The following is a 22,450-nucleotide window of genomic DNA, read 5'->3' as shown; positions in this document are numbered from 1 at the left end:
CCCACGGATGAGCACCCGCGTCCTGCGCAGCCCGGGCGGCGGGCTTTCCCTGCGCGTCACCCCGAGGGCGGCGATCGTCGTCACGCTGCTGGCCGTCGCCGTGTTCTTCGTCGGCGCGGTCAGCATGACCACCGGCGACTACCCGCTGTCCGTCGGCGAGGTCATCCAGACGCTGTTCGGTTTCGGAGACCGGGCCACCGAGTTCATCGTGACCACCCTGCGGCTGCCCCGGCTGCTGACCGCGCTGCTGGTCGGCGGCGCGCTCGCGGTCAGCGGCGCGATCCTGCAGAGCCTGTCCGGGAATCCCTTGGGCAGCCCCGATTTCATCGGCTTCACCGAAGGCGCGGCGGCCGGGGCGCTGCTGACGATCATCGTGGTGCACGGCGGCATGCTCCAGGTTTCGCTGGGCGCGCTGGTCGGCGGCGTCGCGACGGCGGCGTTGATCGCGTTGCTCGCGCTGAAGGGCGGCGTGCACACCTTCCGGCTGATCCTCGTCGGCATCGGCGTGAACGCGATGCTCATCGCGTTCAACTCCTACCTGATCACCAGGGCCGCCTGGCAGGACGGGCTCGCGGCGCAGGCCTGGCTGGTCGGCGGGCTCAACGGACGCGGCTGGGAGCACGTCGTCCCGGTCGCGATCGCCATCGCCGTCCTGCTGCCGCCCGGGTTCGTCTACGGCAGAAGGCTTTCACTGCTGGAGATGGGCGACGATTCGGCCATGGGGCTCGGCGTGCCGGTCCAGCGGAGCCGGATCGTGCTGCTCGGCGTCAGTGTCGGACTGTGTTCGATCGCGACGGCGGCCGCCGGGCCGATCGCGTTCCTGGCCCTCGCCGCGCCTCAGCTGGCGAAGCGGCTCACCAGGTCTTCGGGTCCGGGGCTCGCCGCCGCAGCGCTGATGGGCATGCTGCTGCTGGTGACGAGTGATCTGGTCACCCAGCAGTTCTTGGCCGGACTGCCCGTCGGACTGGTGACCGGGGCGATCGGCGGGCTGTACCTGGCCTGGCTGCTGGTTTCCCGGCGCGGGGTCAGCCGGGCTGCGCGCTGACCGGCTCGATCGGCGCGGGCTCGCCGAAGCGGGCCAGCGCGAGCGCCGCGGAGACCGCGAGCGCGAAGCCGACGACCGCCACGGCCGCGAAACCCGGTCGCGTGGTGTCGCCCAGGACGAGCACGCCGATCAGGGACGGGAAGACGGTCTCGCCGATCACCATCATCGCGGTCGAGGTGGTGACACTGCCGCGTTGCAACGCGGTGGCGTAGAACAACATCGCCAGCGCGCCGGCCACACCCAGCGTGTACGTGGCCGGGTCGGTCAGCAGATCCAGCGGGGCGAGGCTGGTGAGCGCGCGGCCGGAAAGCGCGACGACGCCGAAGCACAGACCGGCGATCAGGCCCAGCGCCGGTGTCCGGATGCGCCGTGCCGCGCGGCCGGCGAACATCCCGGCCGTGCCGAGGACGACCACCGCGCCGATCAGCACGAGCCGGAAACCCAGGCTGGTCGGCTCCGAACCCTCGCTCTCCGCCGACATCCCGAGCAACGCGAGCCCGGCGCAGACGACCGCGACCGCCGTCCACTCGCGACGGCCCAGCCGGACGCCGAGTGTGCGTGCGGCGACCGCGGTCACCGCGAGACTGCCGGCGAGCGCCGCCTGGACCACGAAGAGCGGCAGCACGCGCAGTGCGGCGACCTGGGCGACGAACCCGATGACGTCCAGCGCCAGGCCCGCGACGAACTTCCACTGCCGCAGCACCCGCACGAGCAACCGGGGATCGACTCGGTCTTCGGCGCCCGAAGTCGCCTTCGCGGCGATCGCCTGCATCACCGAAGCGACGCCGTAGGCACAGGCCGCGAAGAACGCGCAAATCAATCCCCACCACATGAAACGAGCCTAGCCCTGTGGCGATCTCGCGTGATCAGGCGCGTAATTCACGTGATTGAAGGCGGATCATCGAGTTCCGCCTTCAATCACGCGAGATCGCCGCTCAATCACGCGAGTTCGCCGTCTGATCACGCGACTTCGCCGTATGTGTACAGTGCCCGTATGTCGAACACGAGTTCGAGACCCGCCGAGCCGGTGGAGCGGGCCTGGCCGGACGGGATCGCGGAGGACGAAACCGGGATCCAGTGGGACTTCCTGCGTTTCCACCGCGCGACGGCGGTCAACAAGGTCGCCGGGCTGACCAGGGACCAGGCGGCCGCGACCCCCTTGCCGTCGTCGCCGCGGATGAGCGCGCTGGGGCTGCTCAAACATCTGACCGCGGTGGAACGCTGGTGGCTTTCGATCGAGGCGGGCGGTGCCGACCTGCCTTCGCTGTGGGAAGGCTCACCGGACCCGAGCTGGGATCTGTCCGAGGACGACGATCCCCGCTCGGTCGTCGAGGCGTACCGCGCCGAGTGGGCGTTGTCGGAGTCGTCGCTGGCGGGTGTCTCGCCGGACGACCGGGCGCGCAGGTCGGGGAAGTTCACCGTGCGCTGGGTGCTCGCCCACGTCCTCCAGGAGACCGCGCGCCACGTCGGGCATCTGGACGTCTTGCGGGAGCTGGCCGACGGAACCACCGGCGAATAGCACCGTAAGGTGTGCGCCATGGCTGACAGGCTGTACTTCCGGCAGTTGCTCGCGGGCCGCGACTTCGCGGTGGGGGATCCCGTCGCGACGCAGATGGTCAACTTCGCCTATCTGATCGGCGACCGGGAGACGAACGAGGCCGTCATCGTCGACCCTGCTTACGCCGTCGGGGATCTGCTGGACCTGCTGGAAGCCGACGGCATGCGGCTGACCGGTGTCCTCGCCACGCATCACCACCCCGACCACGTCGGCGGCGAGATGATGGGGTTCTCGCTGCCGGGGATCGCGGAACTGCTGGAGCGCGTCCAGGTGCCGATCCACGTCAACGGCGCGGAAGCCGAGTGGGTCCGCCGCATCACCGGCGTCTCCGGCACGGACCTGCGTTCGCACGAGCACGACGAGGTCGTGGAGGTCGGCGCGGTGCCGATCCGGCTGCTGCACACGCCGGGCCACACCCCGGGCAGCCAGTGCTTCCTGGTCGACGGGAAGCTCGTCTCGGGGGACACGTTGTTCCTCGAAGGCTGTGGCCGGACCGATTTCCCGGGCGGTGACGCGGAAGCCATCTACCGGAGCCTGCAGTGGCTGGCCGGGCTGGACGGCGATCCGGTCGTCTATCCGGGGCACCAGTACTCCGCCGAGCCGTCGGCGAACCTGTCCCGGGTGAAGGACACGAACTTCGTCTTCCAGCCGAAGTCGCTGGACGAATGGCGGCTGATGTTCGGCGGCTGAGGCGCATTCAGAGGACTAAATGCGTCCAGATCGCGGGACGCGGAGCCCGCCGATTGACCCGGCCCGCCCCGGAAGCCGAAGCTCGGAACCGTGACGCTCAAGCTGCATTGGTTCCTGCCCACCACCGGAGACGGCCGGACGATCGTCGAGCACTTCCACGCCAGCCGCGCCGCCGGAGCGTCCTCCGCGCGTGAGCCGAGCCTGGACTGTCTCGCGCAGGTCGCCCGCGCCGCCGAGGCCAACGGTTTCGAAGGCGTGCTGACGCCGACCGGCACCTGGTGCGAGGACGCCTGGCTGATGACGGCCGCGCTGATCCGCGAGACGCGCAGCCTCAAGTTCCTCGTCGCGTTCCGGCCAGGGACGATCTCGCCGACACTGGCCGCGCAGATGGCCGGGACGTTCCAGCGGATCTCCCAGGGGCGCGTGCTGCTCAACGTCGTCACCGGCGGCGACGCGGTCGAGCAGCGCCGGTTCGGCGACTGGCACGACCACGACGGGCGCTACGCCCGGACCGGCGAGTTCCTCGAGATCGTGCGCGGAGTGTGGAGTGGCAAGCCGTTCGATTTCGACGGCGAGCATCTCAAGGTCGAGGGTGCGACCACACGCGCGGCGCCGGATCCGGTCCCGCCGATCTACTTCGGCGGGTCGTCCGCGGCGGCGCTGCCGGTCGCGGCGAGCCACGCCGACGTCTACCTGACCTGGGGCGAGCCGCCCGCGCAGGTCGCCGAGAAGATCGCCAAGGTCCGCGAACTCGCCGAGGAGCAGGGCCGCAAGATCCGCTTCGGCATCCGGCTGCACACGCTTTCCCGTGACACGTCGGCGGAAGCCTGGGCGGAGGCGGGAAAACTGCTGGACGCGATCGACCCGGAGCGGATCGCCCACACCCAGAAGCAGTTGTCCGCCAGCGAATCCGTCGGCCAGCGACGAATGGCCGCGCTGCACGGCGGGAAGACCGACGGCGGCGTCCGCGGTCTGGAGGTGTACCCCAACCTGTGGGCCGGGATCGGCCTGGTCCGCGGCGGAGCGGGCACCGCGCTCGTCGGCAGCCACCGCGAGGTGGCCGACCTCATCGAGGAGTACCACGCGCACGGCATCGAGGAGTTCGTCCTTTCCGGATATCCGCATCTGGAAGAGGCGTACTGGTTCGGCGAAGGCGTGCGTCCGGAACTGGTCCGCCGCGGGCTCGTCGCGTAAAGCCCTTACAGGGTGCGAGAAAGAGCCAAAGCCGCGGTCCGGACCGCCGGCGCGACGCGGTTGGTGTGCATGCGATTCGCCCAGCCGGAGATCGACAACGCCGCCACCGCGACACCGTGCGCGTCGAGCAGCGGGCTCGCGGCGCAGACGACGCCGACGCCGGACTCCTCCCGCTCGAACGCGATCCCCTCGCCGTGGATCTTGGCGAGCTGACGGCGCAGCAGACCGGCGGCGGTGATCGTCCGCACGCTGACGCGGGGCAAGCCGGCGTCGATCACCTGTGTCACCACGGATTCCGGCGAGAAGGCGAGGATCGCCTTGCCGACGCCGGTGGCGTGCGCGGGGAACCGGCCACCGATCCGGGACGGCAGCGATGGAGCGTCGGGCCCCCGCAGGATGTCGAGATAGACCACCTCGGTGCCTTCCAGCACGGCGAGGTGCACGGTGTTGCGGGTCGCCTCGCGCAGATCGGCGAGATACGGCCGCGCCGCCTCGACCAGTCCACGCCGCCGGACCGCCAGCTGGCCGATCTCGAACAGCTTGAGCCCGAGCCGCAACGCCGCGCCCTCGCGTTCGAGCAGACCGGTCGCGACCAGATGTCCGGTGAGCCGGTGGACGGTCGACTTCGCCAGCCCGGTCCGCCGTGCCAGCTCGGAGACGCCGAGCGCGTCGTCGCCGGGCCGGAAGGCTGAGAGCAGCGCGGAGATCCGGGCGGCGACGAGGCCGTCCGCTCCGGTTCGTTCGGTGTCGTCGTTCCGCCCAGCGGCACGCATGGGTTGAGTGTGCCCTATCCGCTCAGGGAGCGTCACCTGGCATGGCGCAACGGAAAGCGGTGGCCGCGATCGTCGGTCCCGGGAACATCGGCACCGACCTGCTCGCGAAGCTGAGGCGCAGCGAGCACGTCGAGGTGCGGTACATGGTCGGCGTGGACCCGGATTCGGACGGGCTGGCGAAGGCCGCGGAGCTCGGGTTGGAGACCTCCGCCGGTGGTGTCGACTGGCTGCTTTCGCGGGACGAGCTGCCGGACCTGGTCTTCGAGGCGACCTCGGCGAAAGCGCATCTGGCGAACGCGCCGCGGTACGCCACCGCCGGGATCCGCGCGATCGACCTGACCCCGGCCGCGGTCGGCCCGTTCACCTGCCCCGCGGTCGGCCTGCCCGAACGGCTCGACGTGCCCAACGTCAACCTCATCACCTGCGGCGGCCAGGCCACGATCCCGATCGTGCACGCGGTGTCGCGAGTGACGCCGGTGCCCTACGCCGAGATCGTCGCGTCCGTCTCGTCGCGTTCGGCCGGGCCGGGCACGCGCGCGAACATCGACGAGTTCACCGCGACGACGGCGCGCGGGATCGAACTCGTCGGGGGAGCGAGCCGCGGCAAGGCGATCATCATCATCAACCCGGTCGAACCGCCGATGATCATGCGCGACACGGTGTTCTGCGCGATCGACCCGGACGCGGACTTCGACGCGGTGAGCGAATCCATCCACCGGATGGTCGAAACCGTCCAGGGTTACGTGCCGGGCTACACGCTCAAAGCGGATCCGCAGTACGACCCACCCCGGCCGGGCTGGAGCGGGCAGGCGCGGGTCGCGGTTTTCCTGGAGGTCGCCGGGAACGGGGACTTCCTGCCGAAATACGCCGGGAATCTCGACATCATGACGGCCGCGGCCGCCCGTGTCGGTGACCTTCTGGCCACTCAGGAGGTGGCGGCATGAGCTGGGACGACGTGAACCATGAGGTCCGGCTGGTCGACACCAGCCTGCGCGACGGCAGCCACGCGATGGCGCACCAGTTCACCGAGAAGAACGTGCGCGACACCGTCCGGGCGCTCGATGACGCGGGGGTATCGCTGATCGAGGTGAGCCACGGCGACGGGCTCGGCGGCTCGACGTTCAACTACGGCTTTTCCCTTGTGGACGAACGGAAGCTGATCGAGGCGGCAGTCGACGAAGCACGGCAGGCGAAGATCGCGGTGCTGTTGCTACCGGGACTCGGCACGGTCGGCGACCTGCGGGTGGCCGCGGACCTCGGTGCCGGCGCGGTCCGGATCGCGACCCACTGCACCGAGGCCGACGTCTCCGTCCAGCATTTCGGCGCGGCGCGCGAGCTCGGGCTGGAAACGGTCGGTTTCCTGATGCTGTCCCATATGTCCACGCCCGAGGCGCTGGCGAAACAGGGCCGGATCATGGTCGACGCCGGGTGCCAGTGCGTGTACGTCGTCGACTCCGCCGGGGCGCTGATCCTGGAGGACGCGGGCGAACGAGTCGCCGCGCTGGTCGCGGAATTCGGGGACGAGGCGCAGGTCGGCTACCACGGGCACCAGAACCTGAGCTTCGGCGTCGCGAACTCGGTGCTCGCCTATCGCGCGGGCGCGCGGCAGATCGACGGTTCGCTCGTGGCGCTCGGAGCGGGCGCGGGCAACTCGCCGACCGAGGTCCTCGCGGCGACCTTCGAGAAACTCGGGATCCGCACGGGCGTCGACAAGGACGTGCTGATGGACGCGGCCGAGAACGTCGTGAAGCCCTACATCACGCGGTTGCCGGTGATGGACCGGTCGTCGATCGTGCAAGGCTTCGCCGGGGTGTACTCGAGTTTCCTTCTGCACGCCGAGCGCGCCGCGGAGCGCTACGACGTCCCGGCGCACGAGATCCTCTACCGCGTAGGCGCCGCGAAGTACGTGGGCGGGCAGGAGGACATGATCATCGACATCGCCCTGCAACTGGTCGCCGAACGCGGTCAGGGTTGACGGTCGGCGCCGAGCACGAGGCGGACGCAATGCTCGATCAGGCGCTCGCGGCTCACCTTGAGCGAGCCGTCGAGGTAGGCGATGAACACGTTGCTCAGCGCGCCCACCAGCCCGATCGAGGTCATCTGCCGCTCGGCCGCGTCACCGTGGGACAGCTGCCCGCTGACCAGTTCGGCGAACGAGGGGAGGAGCGCGATCCCGCGCGTCGTCAGCGCGGGATCGGTGATCGGCGCGAGCAGGAGCACCCGGCCCTTGCGCGGGTCGTCGAGCATCAACTCGACGAAGGCGCGGACGGCCGCCTTCGCCCGTTCGGCGGGTTCGGCCGTGTCGCTCACCGCGTCGACCAGCGCTTGCCGGGCCTGCTCGCCGATGTGCTCGTAGACCGCGACGACCAGTTCTTCGCGGTCGGTGAAGCTCTCGTAGAAGTACCGCTCGGTCAGCTTGGCGTGGCGGCACACCGCGCGGACGCTCACCCCCGCGCTGCCCTGGGTGCCGAGCAGGTCGAGGCCCGCGTCGACGAGCTGTCCCCGCCTCGCGGCCTTGCGGTCGTCCAGGGTCGTGCCTGCCCAGCTGCGGCCGGCCATGATCGGCTCCTCTTGTTGACTACGGCCGTTGTCAACTTTAACCTGACAACAGTTGTGGTCAATTTAACCAGCTCATTGAGGAGACCGGGGATGACGCAGCCACGGCCGCTGGGACCGGATTCGCTGACCTGGAAGTACTTCGGCGACTGGCGCGGGCTGCTCATCGCGCTCTGGGCCGGATCCATGCAGAACATGCACCCCGAGCTGGGCGCGGGCGTCGAAGAGCACTCGCGGTTCTTCGAGGAGCGCTGGCAGCGGCTGTTCCGCTCGCTCTACCCGATCGGGGGAGTGATCTACGACGGCCCGCGGGCGCGGCAGACCGCGCTGGAGGTGCGGGGTTACCACGATCGGATCAAGGGCGTCGACAAACACGGGCGGCGCTATCACGCGCTCAACCCGGACACGTTCTACTGGGCGCATTCGACGTTCTTCGTGAGCGCGATCCTCATCGCCGACAACTTCTGCGGCGGCATCGGCGAGGCCGAGAAGCGGAAACTGTTCGAAGAGCACGTGCAGTGGTACGAGATGTACGGGATGAGCATGCGCCCGGTGCCGGAGTCGTGGGAGGACTTCCAGCTGTACTGGAAGCGCATGTGCGAGGACGTGCTGGAGGACAACAAGGCCACGCGCGACGTCCTCGAGATCCAGGACATCGCGAAACCGCATTTCCTGCCCTGGCTGCCGGATTTCGCGTGGAACCTCGTGCGCGGGCAGGTGGCGCGGAACTTCGTCTGGCTGACGATCGGCCTGTACGACCCGCCGATCCGTGAGCGGCTCGGTTACACCTGGACCGAACGCGACGAGCGACGGCACCGCCGGGTGGGGAAGCTGATCAACGCGGCGTTCAGGTTGGTCCCGCGCGATCGCCGCTACCACCCGCGGGCGAGGGCCGGCTGGCGCCGCGAGCGTGGCGAACTGGCCCCGGACGCGCCGTTGGTCGAGACTCCCGCGAGGAACCTTCCGCCGCTTTCGGAGCGGGGCAAACCCGAGCACTACTCACCGAACGTCTGACGAGGAGCCTCGATGAAGCTTGGTTACCACCTCGGTTACTGGTCCTCCGGCCCGCCGGAGGGGGCGCTGGACGCGATCCTGCGGGCCGAAGAACTCGGTTTCGATTCGGTGTGGACCGCCGAGGGTTACGGCTCGGACGCGTTCACCCCGCTCGCCTGGTGGGGCGCGTCGACCAGCCGGATCAAGCTCGGCACCAACATCGTCCAGATGTCGGCGCGCACCCCGACCGCCACCGCCATGCACGCGCTGACGCTGGACCATCTGTCCGGCGGCCGGTTCGTGCTCGGGCTCGGCGCGTCGGGGCCGCAGGTGGTGGAAGGCTGGTACGGGCAGCCGTATCCGAAGCCGCTCGCGCGCACCCGTGAGTACGTCGACATCGTGCGGAAGGTCGTGGCGCGCGAGGCGCCGGTGACCCATGACGGGCAGCATTTCCAGTTGCCGCTTCAGGGTGGCACCGGGCTCGGCAAACCGCTGAAGTCCACAGTGCACCCGTTCCGCAAGGAGATCCCGATCTTCCTCGCCGCGGAGGGGCCCAAGAACGTGGCGCTGTCGGCGGAGATCTGCGACGGCTGGCTCCCGTTGTTCTTCTCGCCCAAAAGCGATGCCTTCTATCGGACGGCTTTGGAGGAGGGCTTCTCGCGGCCCGGCGCCCGGCGCGGCTTCGACGATTTCGAGGTCGCCGCGTCCGTTCCGGTGCTCGTCCACGACGACGTCGAAGAGGCCGCGAGCTGGATCAAACCGTCGCTCGCGCTCTACATCGGCGGTATGGGCGCGAAATCGGTCAACTTCCACCATGACGTCTTCGCGCGGATGGGATACGAGGACGTCGCCGACAAGGTCCAGGAGCTGTATCTGGCCGGGCGCAAGGACGAGGCGACGGCCGCGATCCCGACTTCACTGGTCGAGGACACGTCGCTGATCGGGCCGGCGGAGAAGATCCGCGACGAACTCGCGGCGTGGGAGGAGACCGTGGTGACCACGCTGCTGCTGCGCGGGGATGCCGCGACGCTCACAAAGGTTGCCGAAACCGTCGGGTAGCCGCTCCCGGCCTCGTGAGTGGCAAGGCACCTACTGCTCCGTGGGCTTCTCGGCCGCCGCAGCCGGCCTGGGGCGGGCGGCGGTGCCGCCGCCTCGGGTGCGGTGGCGACCGTGTCGTCGGCGGTCGGGGTGCCGGTGGTGGTATCGGTCAAGCGGTCCTCCGTGCTGGTGTTGAGCGAGGTGAGATGGCCTGCCGGCCCGGTTTCCGCGGTGGGACAGGAAGCAGTCAGGGGGCTGTCCTCGGAATCCGGGCGGGCGGCCGGTCAGGAGGCGTTCGCGCGGCGCGCTTCGTAGGCACGGCGGAACGCGAGGCGGGCGTCCTTGCCGGACAGCCCTTGTGTGGAGTCGGTCCACAGGGCGGCGAACTCGCGTGTGGTGTCCGGGATCACGGGCATGTGGAAGAACGGCTCTGGTTGGCAGCCGCAGCCGTCGTGGCACTCGTCCTCGGTGCCACCTCGAGTACTGGCGGATTCTCGGGATAGGTACACGGCTCCGCGACTGGCGAGCATCGCGCACCACCAACACGGGTCGCCGTCGGTGACCCGCAGCCATCCGCGCGCGGCCGGATCGGCGGCGGTCGCCCGTTCCACGCGGGACCGCCCGGCGGCGAGAGTGTGCCGGACCGAGGCCGCCGCGACTCCTGGACCGGTCTGGTTCAGGATACGGACGAGGTCGAGACCGGCACCGACGAGCCGGGCGACGGTACGAGTACTGGTGACTGGAAGCGAAGTCAGTACCCGTTCGCGCCACCGGTCGTCCTCGACCTCGAGCTCGAACCGGGTGGCCTGGTCGTCGGTGGCGTTGAACAGCGCCTTGATTCGCGCGGCGCGGTAGGACTCGGCGGCCTGGGTGGTCGCGTCGGCGCATTCGACCAGGACGGCGAAGCGTTCCCGGTAGCGGTCTTTCTCCGGAGGTGTAAGCAGGCCGACGCTGCCGGGGATCTGGTCGGAGTTGGTCCTCGGTGTCATTCGGCAGGTTCCCTCTCGGGGTAGGGCTTCGCCAGTGCGGTGACCTGGCGGCGGGTCGAGCGGTTGAGCGGGTAGAGGTAGCGGTGTTTCACCGTGCGCTCGATCACCCGCGTGACGCCGGGGTCGATGGTGCGGCGCACGAAGGCTTCCGCGGTTTCCCCTGCTGGGCGGTGCACGGCCATGTGTCGCAGGGTGGGGCCGTGCACGAGCTGCCCGTGCACGACATAGGAGGCGTTGGTGGGCGCGGTCGTGCCGATGCAGGTCCAGTTACCGGCCTGATAGCCCGCCATGGTGCCCCTGGGCTGTGTCGGCATAGGACACGATCAGCCGAAGGCCAGGACAGGCGGCGCGGAGCTGACGGAGGCTGGCGGCGAGAATCTGCGTGACCGGGTGCTCATGCTGCCGGAGCGCCACCGCCGCCCTGGCAGCGGCGGCGCTGCGGCCGAAGATGATCACGCCGACGAACTCTCCGTGTTCCCAGATCCCGAACGGCGCGAGCTTGCTTCTCGGCATCTTCTGCGATTAGTGCCAGCGCAGGACGGCGTACTGCGCGGCGGACCAGTGGCACGGCGCGACCGGCAGCGGGACGGACGGGTCAGCGTGTGGTCCGCCCGGCAGCGGTCGCGTCACGCTGTCGTCGGGCAACGGTGCGGGCGGAGAGCTGGTCGAGCCGAGGGACGACAGTGCTCGGACGGAAGTCGGGTTCAGGCGCGGCCTTCTTTCGTTGAGTGCAGGACAACAGATTCACTGGGCGGCACCGCCTTCCTTGGCCGTGCACGACCTTCGACGCAGAGCGTTGCGGCCAGGAGCCGGAGGTCCAAGCGGTCTCACCAGGCACGATCCGTCGTTTCAAGATCACTCGACTGGCGTATCGACCCGAAACCGCGTTGGCGACTACCTTGAATTTGGGAGGGTTGGAAAGTTGTTCACAACTTTCTGCCAAGAGGGGTGGATTTCAGATGTCTAGATTGTCGCGATTCTTGCTGCGTACTGGTGTTCTTGCACTCACGCTGGGCGCGGCTGCGGCGTTCACGACCGGCGTCTCAGTCTCGTCGGGAATGCCGAAATTGGACCTGTCTCCTGGTTCTCCAGGAGTTGAACAGACCGGCGTCGATACGTGGGATATCCAATTCAAAAAATCTGGATCGACAGATGAGGCCGGGGTCTGTCATATGACATTTATCCAGCCGTCGATTGTAGCCATTGGCACCGCAACAGCCGTTCATTACGGCTTCAAAGCATTCTGCACAGAGCCGGTCGAGTACACTGTCAGGGCCAAGATTTTCACCACTGACCCCGCAGGATACCTCGATGAGGCGGGTTCGGTCAGTGGAGCTGGGGTGTCTCAGCAGCCGACAGTGCTGGGAAATTCGTTCCTGTGCTCGAATAACAATAACAGTGCGTGGACGCCATACGGCGAAGGCTAACTTCGAGGCGAAGGTTTCTCCCGCTCGGGAACCGCTGTGACAGTGGGCTGCACCTTTATCGGCTAGGTCGACGTTCGTCCCGGCGTCGACTCGCCAACCCTCCCCCTTCCAGGCTGGGATTTCAACGGGGTCGACGCCGGATGCGGACCTGACGCGAGCTGGATACCATGAGTTATGACTACATTGAGCCTGGTCCCTGCCGAGACTGTTGCACGCTCGGAAGGCGTGCACACCTGGCATGGCGGTCTGTCCTCAAGTGAGAACTTTCTTCACATCACGTTGATTGTCGAGAAGCAGCCGAGCAAGGGGCTCGGCAGTCGCCCCCTCGCACTCAATTCCCAGTTTCCTGAGCTATTCAGCGTTTCCGTAGAGGGTCCGCAAGGAACCATCGTCCCGTTGACGTATGGAGTCGCCAGTGGATCAGACCCGCTCATTACGTCCCTAGTAGCAAACGCCGATGCCGTCCCCGGTGATCACGTGCTGAAAATCGAGTCCGCTGAGCTCAACGTGAACTACAGCCGCACGTTCACCATAAAGTGACGTTCCGCCCTCCAGGCCGGGTCAAAGGTTCGTGGCGCGTGCGCCACAACAGGAGGCCCTGCGGCCGGCATCTGGGCGGTGCCGAAATCGCCCGAGTTTCGTACACACCGCGAGGTGCTGTGCCTAACCGGTGTGCGGCGGCCGTGGCGCGGGGGTCACCCCCTTCCAGGGGCAGTACGTGGCGAACGCCGTCCGCCGCAACAGCTTCACGCGCATGTGGTCACCTTTCGATCAGACCGGGATGCGGTTCGGGTGGTCGGCGCGCGGACGGGCAGCGCGTCCGCCTTCCCGTCCGCTCTTGCTCGCATGACACGGTGAGCAGATGCCTTGCAGGTTGGTCTCGCGGTGGTCGTCGCCGGGCACGATGTGATCGACCTCGGTTGCCGGCGCGGACCAGCACACGCGGCACGTCGGATCACATCGAAGGACACGGCGCCGGATCGTGGGCCAGGTGCGTGGGAGACGGGCGGCGCGATCGCTGCCAGACCATGCGGACATGAGAAAGCCCCGTCCTGTCGGTACGGGGGCGAGGCACGACAGAGCCCCGGCTACATGAGGGGGAGGGTGTAACCGGGGCTCTGTCGCTGTCGAGGCGGAACCGTGGCGCAGCCGAGGGACCTTCACGCCTTCCCCAAGTACATGAAGGCCCCCTTCCTTGCGTCTAGCGCAAGGAAGGGGGCCTTCATGTACTTCAAAGCGAGTGCGGCGGTGGCGTGGCGGGTCGCGCCTTTCGTGGGGTTGCGGCAGTGAGGCCCATCACGTAGCGTCCCGGCCACGAACATGAAGTCGGTTCATGTTCGTGGCCGGGAGGTGCGACTCATGACGGTGAGCCGGAGGCGGGTTCTCGCGGGTGCGGCGGCGTTGCCCGTCGCGGCGAGCATGCTCGGCACCCAGCAGGCGCAAGCGGCGCCGTCGAAGGGTTTCCGCGTCGGCGTCGGCATCTCCGACGTCACCGGCCCGGCCGCCGAGAACGGCATGATGGGTTACTCGATGCCGCAGCAGCAGACCGCCGGCATCCACCTCCGCACCCGGGCGCGGGCCTTCGTGGTCGACGACGGAGCCAAGCGGATCGCCTTCGTCACCGCCGACCTCGGCGCGCTGTTCCAGTCGGTCCACCAGGGCGTGCTGCGCAAGCTCCAGTCCGCGTACGGCGACCTGTACACCGAACAGAACGTGCTGCTCAACGCCACGCACACCCACTCCGCTTGCGGCGGGGATTCCCATTACGCCGCTTACGATCTGGCGATCCTCGGCTTCCAGCAGGAGGTCTACGACGCCGTCGTCGACGGGATCTTCGAGGCGATCAGCCGGGCGCACGCGAACCTCGCGCCCGGGTCGATCCGGCTCGGCCGCGCCGAGCTCACCAAGGCGAGCGTCAACCGCTCCCGCAAGGCCTTCGACCTGAACCCCCAGGCCGACAAGGACCACTTCCCGCAGGCGATCGACCCGGCCGTCACAGTGCTGCGGTTCAGCCAGAACGGCGTCGACGTCGGCGCGATCAGCTGGTTCGCCACGCACGGGACGTCGATGAGCAACGGCAACCACCTGATCAGCGGCGACAACAAGGGGTACGCCGCCTACGAGTGGGAGCACGACCACGCCGGCGTGCGCTACCTCGACGGGAACCCGCGGTTCGTCGCCGCGTTCCCGCAGACCAACACCGGCGACATGAGCCCGAACCTGAACCTCCAACCCGGCACGCCCGAAACCGAGTTCGAGAACACCCGCACCATCGGCGACCTCCAGTTCCGCGCGGCGAAGAGCGCCTTCGACGCCGCCGCCGAGACCGTGACGGGTGGCGTCGACCACCGGATGTGCTACGTGGACATGTCCGACGTGGCCGTCGACGCGAAGTACACGCCGAACGGGCGGCCGCAGCGCACCTGCACGGCCGCGATCGGCGTCTCGATGCTGGCGGGCAGCCGCGAGGACGGCCCCGGTCTGCCGCTGCCGGAAGGGGTGAAGAACCCGTTCATCGACTGGCTCGGCGGCATCGACGCGCCGATCCCGCAGGCACTCGCCGACGCGCACGCGCCGAAGGTGATCGCGGTGCCGTTCGGCGCGATGAAGCCGTATCCGTGGACGCCGGAAGTGCTGCCGCTGCAGCTCGTCCGGATCGGGCAGCTGCACCTCGTGGCCGTACCGGCCGAACTGACCATCGTCTCCGGGCTGCGCTTGCGCCGCACCGTCGCCGCCGAACTCGGCGTCCCGCTGGAGAACGTGCTCGTCCAGGGCTACTCCAACGCCTACAGTCAGTACGTCACCACTCCGGAGGAGTACGACTCGCAGCAGTACGAAGGCGCGTCGACCCTCTACGGCCGCTACACACTTCCCGCGTACCAGCAGGAATTCGCCAAACTGGCGGCCGCGATGAAGGCGGGGACCTCGGTTCCGCACGGTCCGACGCCGCGGGATCTGCGCGGCAAGCTGATCAACTTCCAGCCCGGCGTGGTCTTCGACAGCCCGCCCGCGTTCAAGAGCTTCGGTGACGTCCTGGCCGACGCGAAGAGCACCTACGCGCGCGGCGAGCAGGTCGCGGTCGAGTTCGTCACCGGGCATCCGAAGAACGACCTCCGGCGCGGCGGCACGTTCCTGGAGATCCAGCGGCTGGTCGACGGCAAGTGGGTCCGCCACGCCGACGACGGCGACTGGGACACGAAATACCACTGGGCGCGGACGTTCGTCGCCGAATCGAAAGCCGTCGTCCACTGGAAGATCCCCGCGAACGCCCCGATCGGCAAATATCGCGTGGTCCACTTCGGCAACTGGAAGAACGGCTGGAACGGGGCGATCTCCGCGTTCAGCGGGACTTCGCGGACGTTCGTCGTTTCCTGACACCGAAAGGGTCCTTCGTGCGGAAGCTCGCCGTACTCGCCATCGCCGCCGCCTTGCTCGCCGGAACCGCCGTCCCCGCCCAAGCGGCGGTCACGGTGAAGGTCATGGCGTTCAACATCTGGCAGCTGCCCTGGATCGCCAGCCCGAACACCGCGGACAAGCAGGCGCGCGCCCGCGCGGCGGAGGCCGTCATCCGCGCGAACGACGCCGACGTCGTCGTCCTGGACGAGGCTTTCAGCGCCCAGGCGGAGGAAATGCGGAACCGGCTGAAGGACGTCTGGCCGCATCAGACCCCGCTCGTCGGGCAGTACTGCTCCACGTCACCGGGCTGGACCACGGTGAACGGCAACTGCTCGAATTCCCCGATCGTGGTCAACGGCGGGGTCACCGTGCTGAGCAAGGCGCCGGTGACCGAACAGCACCAGCTGGTCTTCCGCAATTCCTACTCCGGCACCGCGGACTACCTGTCGAACAAGGGCGCCGCGCTCGCCCGTCTGGTCGTCGCCGGCAAGCCGGTCTGGATCGCGGGCACCCACATGCAGGCCGACGAGGGGCCGGAGACGCTGCCGAAGGCGCACGACGTCCGGATGGCCCAGCTCGGCGAGATCCGGGACCTGGTCACGAAATACGCCCCCGCCGGGGAGCCGGTCGTCATCGCGGGCGACCTGAACATCGAGTACTGGGCGGGGCAAGCGCGCAAGGATTCCCTCGGCCGGACCCAGGTTCAGCAAGGTGAGGCCTTCCTCGACGGCGTTCTCCGCACGACGGGCGAAGGCGCGTACACCTTCGACGCGGCGACGAACCCCAATGCGGCGAAGTCCGTTCCGGCGACCTACCGCGACTCGCTGGACTACGTCGGCGCCGTACGCGCGGGCGGCCGTCCACTCGCCGCTGTCGGCCCGGTACAGCTCGTGCATTACGACGGTGGCACGATTCCCTCCGACCACTACCCGGTGGTGGCCAAGATCCAATACTGAGGCCTTCATCGGGAGAATCGCCTCGAGGAGGATCATGGCATCGCTGCCAGCACGGACGAGGTACCGCTACTCGCTCGGCTCGTTCGTCACCGGCGCCTTCGGCACGGTTCCCGGCCTGCTCCTCCTGAAGTACCTCACCGACACGATGGGCGTCGCGGCGGGCGTGGCCGGCCTGATCGTCTTCGTTCCCAAAGCGTGGGACGTGCTCTTCAACCCGATCGCGGGACGGCTCTCGGACGCGGACATGGTCCGCACCGGGAGCCGCCGCCGTTTCCTGCTCTACGGCGGCATCGGCGTCGCGATTCTCTTCGCGGCCCTGTTCGCGCACCCCGGCTTCGGTGGCCCTGTGCCCGACGCGATCTACGTCGTCGTCGTGTTCCTGTTGTGCGCCACGGCGTACGCCTTCTTCCAGGTGCCGTTCAACGCGCTGCCCGCCGAGCTGACGGACTCGGCCGAAGAGCGCACGAAGCTGACCAGCGTCCGGATCGGTTTCCTCGCGGTCGCCATCCTGGTGTCCGGTGGCGGCGCGCCCGCGATCACCGACCTGATCGGCGGTGTCGCCGGCTACCGGGTGATGGGCCTGTTCATCGCCGTGGTCATCCTGCTCGCGACGCTCGGCGTGTACTTCGGGCTCAAGGACGCTCCCGTCGGCGCGCTGCGGCCGAACACGGTGAGCCCGCGCGAGCTGCTCCGGACGCTGGCGCAGTGGCGGCCGTTCCGCTGGCTGCTCGGCGTCTACTTCATCCAGGCGCTCGGCATCGGCACGGTGCTGGCCGCCATCCCGTTCTTCGCCGAGCGGATCCTCGGCAGCTCCGGCTACTCGACGGTCCTGTTCGTCGGCTTCGTCGGTCCGGCGCTGCTGACCATGCCGCTGTGGCCGAAGCTCGGGGCGAGCGTCGGGAAACTGGCCGGATTCCGGATCGCGACGGCCGCATTCGGGATCGGGCTGCTCGGTCTTCTCGGCGCGAAGGTGTTCCCGTTCCCCGTCACGATGGTGTTCGTCGCCTTTTGCGGCGTCGGGTACGCCGGGATCTCGGTGTTCCCGCTGGCGATCCTGCCGGACCTGATCAGCGACGAGGAGGAGCGGACCGGCGAGACCAGGGCCGGGGTCGCGGCCGGGGTCTGGACCGCGTCCGAGACGCTGGGGCTCGCGCTCGGGCCGGGGCTCTGGGGGCTGGTGCTGCAGTTCGGCGGCTACCAGTCCAGTCTCGACGCCAAGGCCGCGCAACCGGACAGCGCGCTCACGGCGATCCTGCTCGGCGCGTCGATCCTTCCGGCGGTGCTGATCGTGCTCGGCATCCCGTTGCTGCGCAAGTCGGTGCTGGAGCGCCGGTCGTGACCGCCGAGGACGTCCTGAAGGAGCTTCGGGAACTGCGCGCGGGAGACCTGCCGACCCACGGCGGCCGGACGCTCGCGTACGTCTACGACAGCGGTCTGTCCGAAGTGGACGAACTCGGCGCGGCGGCGCACGCGCTGGCCTCGTCGGCCAACGGTCTCGACCCGACGGCGTTCCCGAGTCTGCTGCGGATGGAGAACGACCTCGTCGGCACGGCCGCCCGGTTGCTGGGCGGTACGGCGGACACGGTCGGCTCGGTGACGTCGGGTGGCACGGAGTCGTGCATGCTCGCGGTCCTGGCCGCCCGCGACGCGCGCCCGGACGTGTCCTCGCCGAGCATCGTGCTGCCCACGACCGCGCACGCCGCGTTCCACAAGGCCGCGCATTTCTTCGGTGTGCGCGTGGTTTCGGTGCCGGTCGATCCGGTGAGCTTCCGCGCCGTTCCCGAGGCGATGGCCGCGGCGGTCGACGACAGCACGGTGCTCGTGGTCGCGAGCGCGCCGTCGTACGCCCACGGCGTCCTCGACCCGATCCCGGAGATCGCCGCGTCGCTGGACGGCGTCCGGTTCCACGTCGACGCGTGCATCGGCGGCTGGGTGCTGCCGTATCTGGGGCTCGGCCCGTTCGGGTTCGACGTCCCCGGCGTCACCAGTGTGTCGGTGGATCTGCACAAGTACGCGTACTGCCCGAAAGGCGTGTCGGTCCTCTTGCACGCCGACGCAGGGCTGCGTCGTTCGCAGTATTTCGCCAGTGCGGACTGGCCCGGCTACACGATGCTGAACACCACGCTGCAGAGCACGCGGTCCGGCGGTCCGCTCGCCGCCGCGTGGGCTGTCGTGCGGCATGTCGGCGAAGAGGGTTACCGCGAACTGGCTTCGGCGGCGCGTGAAGCGGCCGTGGAGATCCGCGCCGGGATCGAGGCGCTGGACGGGTTGCGGATCCTCGGCGATCCGGTGTCGACCCTGCTCGCGTTCACCGTGGCGGACGGCGCCGGATTCGACCTGTTCACCGTCGCGGACGAGATGCGCGAGCGCGGCTGGTACGTCCAGCCGCAGTTCGCCCACGAGTCCTCGCCCGCGAACCTTCACCTGACGGTCACGGCCGCGAACCGGGGGAGTGAGAAGGAGTTCCTCGCCGATCTCGGCGCTTCGGCCGTGGCCGCCCGAGAGGCCGGACCGGTGGTCGTCGATCCACAGGTGGCCGAGTTCGTCGCCGCGCTGGATCCCGCCACGCTCACGCCGGAGCAGTTCGCCGGACTGCTCGCCGCGGCGGCCCTCGGCGGCGACGCGGGCCTGCCCACCCGGATGGCGGAGATCAACGCCCTGCTGGCCACGGCGCCCGGTCCGCTGCGGGAGCGGCTGCTGCTCGAGTTCCTCGGCGCGTTGTACACGGCTTCCTGAGCTTCCCTTGACGCAATCAATCGGTTGCTATACAAAGTTATAGCAACCGATTGATTGCTACTTGAGGAGGCTGTCGTGGGATTCCCCGACCGGATCGAACGCACCGTCGAGATCGCCCATCCGCCCGCGAAGGTCTGGGCCGCGCTGACCACGGCCGAAGGGCTGGGCACCTGGTTCGGCAACCAGGCCAGCATCGACCTGCGGCCCGGTGGCGACGCCGAGATGAAATGGGACGAGGGGCACAAGGCGGTCATGCGCGTCGAGCGTGTGGAAGAGCCGGAGATCTTCGGCTTCACCTGGAACATCTACGGCCTGCCCGACGACGACCCTCGCCGCACCTACGTCGAGTTCACCCTCGCCCCGAACGGCGGAGGCACGCGGCTCACCGTCGTCGAGACCGGTTTTTCCCAGCTGCCGGACGACGTCCACCAGGTCGCGTTCGAAGGGAACACGAAGGGGTGGGCGGCCGAGCTGGGCGAACTGATCGAATACCTCGATGCCGCCTGACAACGAAGCGATCGCCGAACAGGTCTTCGTCGCCTTGGCCGACTCGAGCAGGCGGAGTATTCTCGCCGTCCTCGCCTCGGGCGGCCCGGCCACGGCGACCGACCTGGCGGACCGGCTGCCGATCACGCGGCAGGCCATCGCCAAGCACCTCGCGCTGCTCACCGACGCCGGCCTCGTGATCCCGGAGCAGGGGGAGCGGCGTCGCGTCCGGTACCGGCTGCACTCGGCGCCGATGCAGGTCGCCCAGCAGTTCCTCGCCGCGCTCGCCCGCGATTGGGACGGGCCGCTCGCGGCGCTGAAAGACCATCTGGAGGGTTCAGCATGAGTTTCACCGAGGAGTCGGCGCGATGAACACAGTGTCCGCCGCGGAATGGGAAGAAGCGCGTCTTCGGTTGCTGGTCAAGGAGAAGGAGCTGACCCGCGCCCGCGACGCGCTCGCGGCCGAGCGGCGGCGGATGCCGTGGCTCGCGATCGAGAAACCGTACGAGTTCGAAGGCCCATCCGGGACGGTGAACCTGCTCGACCTGTTCGAGGGACGCCGTCAGCTGATCGTCTACCGGGCGTTCTTCGATCCCGGCGTGGAGGGTTTCCCCGACCACGCCTGCAAAGGCTGCTCGCTGGTCGCCGACCAGGTCGCGCACGTCGCGCATCTGAACGCCCGTGACACCACGCTCGCCTTCGCCTCACGTGGCACCCAGCCGGATATCGCGCGGCTGAAGACGCGGATGGGCTGGACGATGCCGTGGTACACGATCACCGGCGATTTCGACGTCGACTTCGGCGTCGGCGAGTGGCACGGCACCAACGCCTTCATCCGCGAGGGTGACCAGGTGTTCCGGACGTACTTCGTCAACGGTCGCGGCGACGAGGCGCTGGGGGGCACCTGGGGCTACCTCGACATCACGGCGCTGGGGCGGCAGGAGGAATGGGAGGACTCGCCGGAGGGTCATCCGCAGACGCCGCCGTACGAGTGGTGGAACTGGCACGACGCTTACGAGGATTCCGCGTCGTCCGGTGGCGGGTGCTGCTCGGGGTCGTGAGCCTGGGTTAGGGTCCGGCCGGTGGAGAGTCTGTTTCTGACCAGGGTGCTGGACGCGCTGCGTTCGGGCGGAGCCGAGGTGCTGTTCATCCAGGACGGCGTGAAGACCACCTACGGGCAGGCACTCGAACTGGTACGCCGGATGTACGCGGGACTGCCGGACGGCGGAGTGGTCGCCATCGACGCCGGTAACCGGCCCGAAACCGTCCTCCTGCAGATCGCCGCCCAGCTGCGGGGTTCGACGGTCCTGCTCGTCGCCGCGTCGGCGAGTGCGCCGGATCGCCTCGCCGCGGTCGAGGCGGCCGGGGTCACGACCCTGGTGGCCGAGCACGCGGCGGACTGGCCGGACGGGGTGACCACGCTCGACGAACTGGTGGACCGTGACGGTGCCGACCCGGCGGAGCTGCCGCGGTCGGTCACCGTCGTCTTTCCCACCGGTGGCACCACCGGAACGCCGAAACTCATCCGGCACAGCGGGATCTACGACGGGATGGCCCATATCTTCGCGCCGGACCCGGCGGGGCCGGGACGCACCCTGCTGATCGCGCCGATGACGCATATGACCGGCAACGCCACCGTGCTGGGGGCGATCCTGCGGCGGGAAAGCGTGGTGCTGCTGCGAGGCTTCGACGCGGGCGCCGTCCTGGACGCGATCGCGGAACACAGGATCACCACGTTGTCCCTCACGCCCGCGCGGCTGGCCGCGGTGCTCGACCATCCGGCCATGGCCTCGACCGATGTCGGCAGCGTGCGCGGGCTGTCGCTGGGTGCCGCCCCGCTTCCGCCGCGGCGGCTGGCTCAGGCACTCGACGTGTTCGGGCCCGTGGTCGGGCAGGGATACGGGCTCACCGAGGCACCGATGATCGCGAGCATCTCCGCGGCGGAACTCGACGGACGGCCGGACCGGCTCGAATCCGTCGGCCGGATCGTCCCCGGCATGGAGGCGCGGATCGACGACGGGGAGGTCCTGGTGCGCGGGCTGTCCATGATGGACGGTTATCACGGGCAGGCGCCGATCGGGGACGGCTGGCTGCGGACCGGTGATCTCGGACGGTTCGACGACGAGGGGTATCTCTACCTGCTGGACCGGGCGAACGACGTCATCATCACCGGCGAACACGGCACCAAGGTGTATTCGACGGTGGTCGAGAACGCGCTCGCGCGGCATCCACTGATCCGTTCCGCGGCCGTTTTCGGTGTTCCGGGCGACGACGGCGAGGGTGAGCGGGTCCACGCCGTGGTGGTGCCGGTCGCTTCGGGAGCGCTGTCGGCCGAAGACGTCCGTGTCCAGGCCAGGGAGTTCTTCGGGCGGGAGCATTTCGTACCGTCCGATGTGGACTTCGCCGAGGCGCTGCCGTTGACGGCGATCGGCAAGGTCGACAAGCGGGCGCTGCGGGCGCCGTTCTGGGCCGGGCACCGCCGCGGCATCGCCTGAGCCGGGGGAACTCGGTCGGGTGAGAACGTCGCAGGACCACTACGACGACCACTGACCTCATACGTAGTGAGCGGCGAGGGCAGTTCCCCTGAGGGGTAAGGCAACCGTGGCGTTCGCA

Annotated in this window: 25 protein-coding genes; 18 read left to right on the top strand and 7 right to left on the bottom strand. The window is 68.8% G+C overall.

The genetic code is table 11. The features are described from left to right. Nucleotides 1-7: 7 nt before the first annotated feature. On the top strand, nt 8-1,045 hold the full coding sequence (locus tag AJAP_RS20490) for a FecCD family ABC transporter permease (RefSeq protein ID WP_051972529.1): 1,038 nt from the start codon (nt 8-10) through the stop codon (nt 1,043-1,045). On the opposite strand, the gene AJAP_RS20485 is transcribed toward AJAP_RS20490, so the two are convergent. Beyond that, complete coding sequence (locus AJAP_RS20485; protein ID WP_038514155.1) at nt 1,026-1,877, bottom strand: DMT family transporter; 852 nt, start codon at nt 1,875-1,877, stop codon at nt 1,026-1,028. The genes AJAP_RS20490 and AJAP_RS20485 overlap by 20 nt on opposite strands. A gap of 162 nt (nt 1,878-2,039) precedes the next feature. Here AJAP_RS20485 and AJAP_RS20480 point away from each other — a divergent pair, with 162 nt between their 5' ends. From AJAP_RS20480 to AJAP_RS20470, 3 genes are all read left to right on the top strand, one after another. Then, nucleotides 2,040-2,564: a DinB family protein gene (locus AJAP_RS20480; RefSeq protein ID WP_038514152.1), complete on the top strand. Its 525-nt coding sequence runs from the start codon at nt 2,040-2,042 to the stop codon at nt 2,562-2,564. An 18-nt stretch (nt 2,565-2,582) separates the two neighbouring features. Beyond that, nucleotides 2,583-3,293: an MBL fold metallo-hydrolase gene (locus AJAP_RS20475; protein WP_038514150.1), complete on the top strand. Its 711-nt coding sequence runs from the start codon at nt 2,583-2,585 to the stop codon at nt 3,291-3,293. Nucleotides 3,294-3,383: 90 nt separating this feature from the next. Then, nucleotides 3,384-4,487: an LLM class flavin-dependent oxidoreductase gene (locus AJAP_RS20470; RefSeq protein ID WP_038514148.1), complete on the top strand. Its 1,104-nt coding sequence runs from the start codon at nt 3,384-3,386 to the stop codon at nt 4,485-4,487. A 5-nt stretch (nt 4,488-4,492) separates the two neighbouring features. Here AJAP_RS20470 and AJAP_RS20465 read toward each other — a convergent pair whose 3' ends face one another. Then, on the bottom strand, nt 4,493-5,260 hold the full coding sequence (locus tag AJAP_RS20465; protein ID WP_037337219.1) for an IclR family transcriptional regulator: 768 nt from the start codon (nt 5,258-5,260) through the stop codon (nt 4,493-4,495). 41 nt (nt 5,261-5,301) lie between these two features. On the opposite strand from AJAP_RS20465, the gene AJAP_RS20460 reads away from it, so the two are divergent. Next, nucleotides 5,302-6,204 (top strand): acetaldehyde dehydrogenase (acetylating), encoded by a 903-nt coding sequence (locus AJAP_RS20460; protein WP_038514145.1) that lies wholly within the window; start codon nt 5,302-5,304, stop codon nt 6,202-6,204. Then, the gene (gene dmpG / locus AJAP_RS20455) at nt 6,201-7,235 is read left to right on the top strand and encodes a 4-hydroxy-2-oxovalerate aldolase (RefSeq protein WP_038514143.1); all 1,035 of its coding nucleotides are present in this window, start codon (nt 6,201-6,203) and stop codon (nt 7,233-7,235) included. Before AJAP_RS20460 ends, dmpG begins: the two co-directional genes overlap by 4 nt. On the opposite strand, the gene AJAP_RS20450 is transcribed toward dmpG, so the two are convergent. Next, nucleotides 7,226-7,819 (bottom strand): TetR/AcrR family transcriptional regulator, encoded by a 594-nt coding sequence (locus AJAP_RS20450; RefSeq protein ID WP_016334041.1) that lies wholly within the window; start codon nt 7,817-7,819, stop codon nt 7,226-7,228. The genes dmpG and AJAP_RS20450 overlap by 10 nt on opposite strands. A 90-nt stretch (nt 7,820-7,909) precedes the next feature. Here AJAP_RS20450 and AJAP_RS20445 point away from each other — a divergent pair, with 90 nt between their 5' ends. Together AJAP_RS20445 and AJAP_RS20440 are read left to right on the top strand one after the other, a co-directional pair. Beyond that, the gene (locus AJAP_RS20445) at nt 7,910-8,830 is read left to right on the top strand and encodes an oxygenase MpaB family protein (protein WP_038514138.1); all 921 of its coding nucleotides are present in this window, start codon (nt 7,910-7,912) and stop codon (nt 8,828-8,830) included. A gap of 12 nt (nt 8,831-8,842) precedes the next feature. Further along, complete coding sequence (locus AJAP_RS20440; RefSeq protein ID WP_038514136.1) at nt 8,843-9,868, top strand: LLM class F420-dependent oxidoreductase; 1,026 nt, start codon at nt 8,843-8,845, stop codon at nt 9,866-9,868. Between the two features lie 263 nt (nt 9,869-10,131). On the opposite strand, the gene AJAP_RS42525 is transcribed toward AJAP_RS20440, so the two are convergent. Genes AJAP_RS42525 through AJAP_RS20425 form a run of 3 tightly spaced genes read right to left on the bottom strand, consistent with a single transcriptional unit; the run spans nt 10,132 to nt 11,349 of the window. After that, nucleotides 10,132-10,836: a VG15 protein gene (locus AJAP_RS42525; protein WP_051972528.1), complete on the bottom strand. Its 705-nt coding sequence runs from the start codon at nt 10,834-10,836 to the stop codon at nt 10,132-10,134. Then, nucleotides 10,833-11,126 (bottom strand): Mom family adenine methylcarbamoylation protein, encoded by a 294-nt coding sequence (locus tag AJAP_RS20430; protein WP_038514133.1) that lies wholly within the window; start codon nt 11,124-11,126, stop codon nt 10,833-10,835. Before AJAP_RS20430 ends, AJAP_RS42525 begins: the two co-directional genes overlap by 4 nt. Beyond that, a complete protein-coding gene (locus AJAP_RS20425) occupies nt 11,104-11,349 on the bottom strand; it encodes a Mom family adenine methylcarbamoylation protein (protein ID WP_073842767.1) in 246 nt (81 codons plus the stop codon). Before AJAP_RS20425 ends, AJAP_RS20430 begins: the two co-directional genes overlap by 23 nt. 467 nt (nt 11,350-11,816) lie before the next feature. Here AJAP_RS20425 and AJAP_RS43675 point away from each other — a divergent pair, with 467 nt between their 5' ends. After that, nucleotides 11,817-12,263, top strand: a complete 447-nt coding sequence (locus AJAP_RS43675) for a hypothetical protein (protein ID WP_148311536.1) — start codon at nt 11,817-11,819, stop codon at nt 12,261-12,263. A gap of 174 nt (nt 12,264-12,437) precedes the next feature. Beyond that, entirely contained in the window at nt 12,438-12,803 is a 366-nt protein-coding gene (locus tag AJAP_RS43670; protein ID WP_148311535.1) for a hypothetical protein, read from the top strand. Nucleotides 12,804-13,034: 231 nt separating this feature from the next. Here the strand turns inward: AJAP_RS43670 and AJAP_RS45340 are convergent, their stop codons facing one another. Further along, nucleotides 13,035-13,301, bottom strand: a complete 267-nt coding sequence (locus AJAP_RS45340) for an HNH endonuclease (protein WP_073842771.1) — start codon at nt 13,299-13,301, stop codon at nt 13,035-13,037. 321 nt (nt 13,302-13,622) lie between these two features. On the opposite strand from AJAP_RS45340, the gene AJAP_RS20415 reads away from it, so the two are divergent. From AJAP_RS20415 to AJAP_RS20380, 8 genes are all read left to right on the top strand, one after another. Next, nucleotides 13,623-15,638, top strand: a complete 2,016-nt coding sequence (locus tag AJAP_RS20415; protein WP_038514129.1) for a neutral/alkaline ceramidase — start codon at nt 13,623-13,625, stop codon at nt 15,636-15,638. Nucleotides 15,639-15,655: 17 nt separating this feature from the next. After that, entirely contained in the window at nt 15,656-16,615 is a 960-nt protein-coding gene (locus AJAP_RS20410; protein WP_038514126.1) for a sphingomyelin phosphodiesterase, read from the top strand. A 34-nt stretch (nt 16,616-16,649) separates the two neighbouring features. Then, the gene (locus AJAP_RS20405) at nt 16,650-17,954 is read left to right on the top strand and encodes an MFS transporter (protein WP_038514123.1); all 1,305 of its coding nucleotides are present in this window, start codon (nt 16,650-16,652) and stop codon (nt 17,952-17,954) included. Next, a complete protein-coding gene (locus tag AJAP_RS20400) occupies nt 17,951-19,351 on the top strand; it encodes a pyridoxal phosphate-dependent decarboxylase family protein (RefSeq protein ID WP_038514120.1) in 1,401 nt (466 codons plus the stop codon). The genes AJAP_RS20405 and AJAP_RS20400 overlap by 4 nt, the downstream gene beginning before the upstream one ends. Nucleotides 19,352-19,426: 75 nt before the next feature. Continuing rightward, nucleotides 19,427-19,858: an SRPBCC domain-containing protein gene (locus AJAP_RS20395; RefSeq protein ID WP_038514118.1), complete on the top strand. Its 432-nt coding sequence runs from the start codon at nt 19,427-19,429 to the stop codon at nt 19,856-19,858. After that, a complete protein-coding gene (locus AJAP_RS20390) occupies nt 19,848-20,183 on the top strand; it encodes an ArsR/SmtB family transcription factor (protein WP_038514115.1) in 336 nt (111 codons plus the stop codon). Before AJAP_RS20395 ends, AJAP_RS20390 begins: the two co-directional genes overlap by 11 nt. A 22-nt stretch (nt 20,184-20,205) precedes the next feature. Next, entirely contained in the window at nt 20,206-20,898 is a 693-nt protein-coding gene (locus AJAP_RS20385) for a DUF899 domain-containing protein (protein ID WP_038514112.1), read from the top strand. Between the two features lie 21 nt (nt 20,899-20,919). Continuing rightward, entirely contained in the window at nt 20,920-22,332 is a 1,413-nt protein-coding gene (locus AJAP_RS20380) for an AMP-binding protein (protein WP_038514110.1), read from the top strand. Nucleotides 22,333-22,450: the final 118 nt, after the last annotated feature.

The organism is Amycolatopsis japonica (genome assembly GCF_000732925.1).
Classification (GTDB): Bacteria; Actinomycetota; Actinomycetes; order Mycobacteriales; family Pseudonocardiaceae; genus Amycolatopsis; species Amycolatopsis japonica.
The sequence above is the reverse complement of the archived record's forward strand: the minus strand, read 5'-3'. Positions and strand labels throughout refer to the sequence as shown.

Bases quoted from the DNA above. Each gene is read 5' to 3' on its own strand.
- AJAP_RS20490 (WP_051972529.1), top strand. From the start codon at position 8: ATGAGCACCCGCGTCCTGCGCAGCCCGGGCGGCGGGCTTTCCCTGCGC.
- AJAP_RS20485 (WP_038514155.1), bottom strand. From the start codon at position 1,877: ATGTGGTGGGGATTGATTTGCGCGTTCTTCGCGGCCTGTGCCTACGGC.
- AJAP_RS20480 (WP_038514152.1), top strand. From the start codon at position 2,040: ATGTCGAACACGAGTTCGAGACCCGCCGAGCCGGTGGAGCGGGCCTGG.
- AJAP_RS20475 (WP_038514150.1), top strand. From the start codon at position 2,583: ATGGCTGACAGGCTGTACTTCCGGCAGTTGCTCGCGGGCCGCGACTTC.
- AJAP_RS20465 (WP_037337219.1), bottom strand. From the start codon at position 5,260: ATGCGTGCCGCTGGGCGGAACGACGACACCGAACGAACCGGAGCGGAC.
- AJAP_RS20460 (WP_038514145.1), top strand. From the start codon at position 5,302: ATGGCGCAACGGAAAGCGGTGGCCGCGATCGTCGGTCCCGGGAACATC.
- dmpG (WP_038514143.1), top strand. From the start codon at position 6,201: ATGAGCTGGGACGACGTGAACCATGAGGTCCGGCTGGTCGACACCAGC.
- AJAP_RS20450 (WP_016334041.1), bottom strand. From the start codon at position 7,819: ATGGCCGGCCGCAGCTGGGCAGGCACGACCCTGGACGACCGCAAGGCC.
- AJAP_RS20445 (WP_038514138.1), top strand. From the start codon at position 7,910: ATGACGCAGCCACGGCCGCTGGGACCGGATTCGCTGACCTGGAAGTAC.
- AJAP_RS20440 (WP_038514136.1), top strand. From the start codon at position 8,843: ATGAAGCTTGGTTACCACCTCGGTTACTGGTCCTCCGGCCCGCCGGAG.
- AJAP_RS42525 (WP_051972528.1), bottom strand. From the start codon at position 10,836: ATGACACCGAGGACCAACTCCGACCAGATCCCCGGCAGCGTCGGCCTG.
- AJAP_RS20430 (WP_038514133.1), bottom strand. From the start codon at position 11,126: ATGGCGGGCTATCAGGCCGGTAACTGGACCTGCATCGGCACGACCGCG.
- AJAP_RS20425 (WP_073842767.1), bottom strand. From the start codon at position 11,349: ATGCCGAGAAGCAAGCTCGCGCCGTTCGGGATCTGGGAACACGGAGAG.
- AJAP_RS43670 (WP_148311535.1), top strand. From the start codon at position 12,438: ATGACTACATTGAGCCTGGTCCCTGCCGAGACTGTTGCACGCTCGGAA.
- AJAP_RS45340 (WP_073842771.1), bottom strand. From the start codon at position 13,301: ATGTCCGCATGGTCTGGCAGCGATCGCGCCGCCCGTCTCCCACGCACC.
- AJAP_RS20415 (WP_038514129.1), top strand. From the start codon at position 13,623: ATGACGGTGAGCCGGAGGCGGGTTCTCGCGGGTGCGGCGGCGTTGCCC.
- AJAP_RS20405 (WP_038514123.1), top strand. From the start codon at position 16,650: ATGGCATCGCTGCCAGCACGGACGAGGTACCGCTACTCGCTCGGCTCG.
- AJAP_RS20390 (WP_038514115.1), top strand. From the start codon at position 19,848: ATGCCGCCTGACAACGAAGCGATCGCCGAACAGGTCTTCGTCGCCTTG.
- AJAP_RS20385 (WP_038514112.1), top strand. From the start codon at position 20,206: ATGAACACAGTGTCCGCCGCGGAATGGGAAGAAGCGCGTCTTCGGTTG.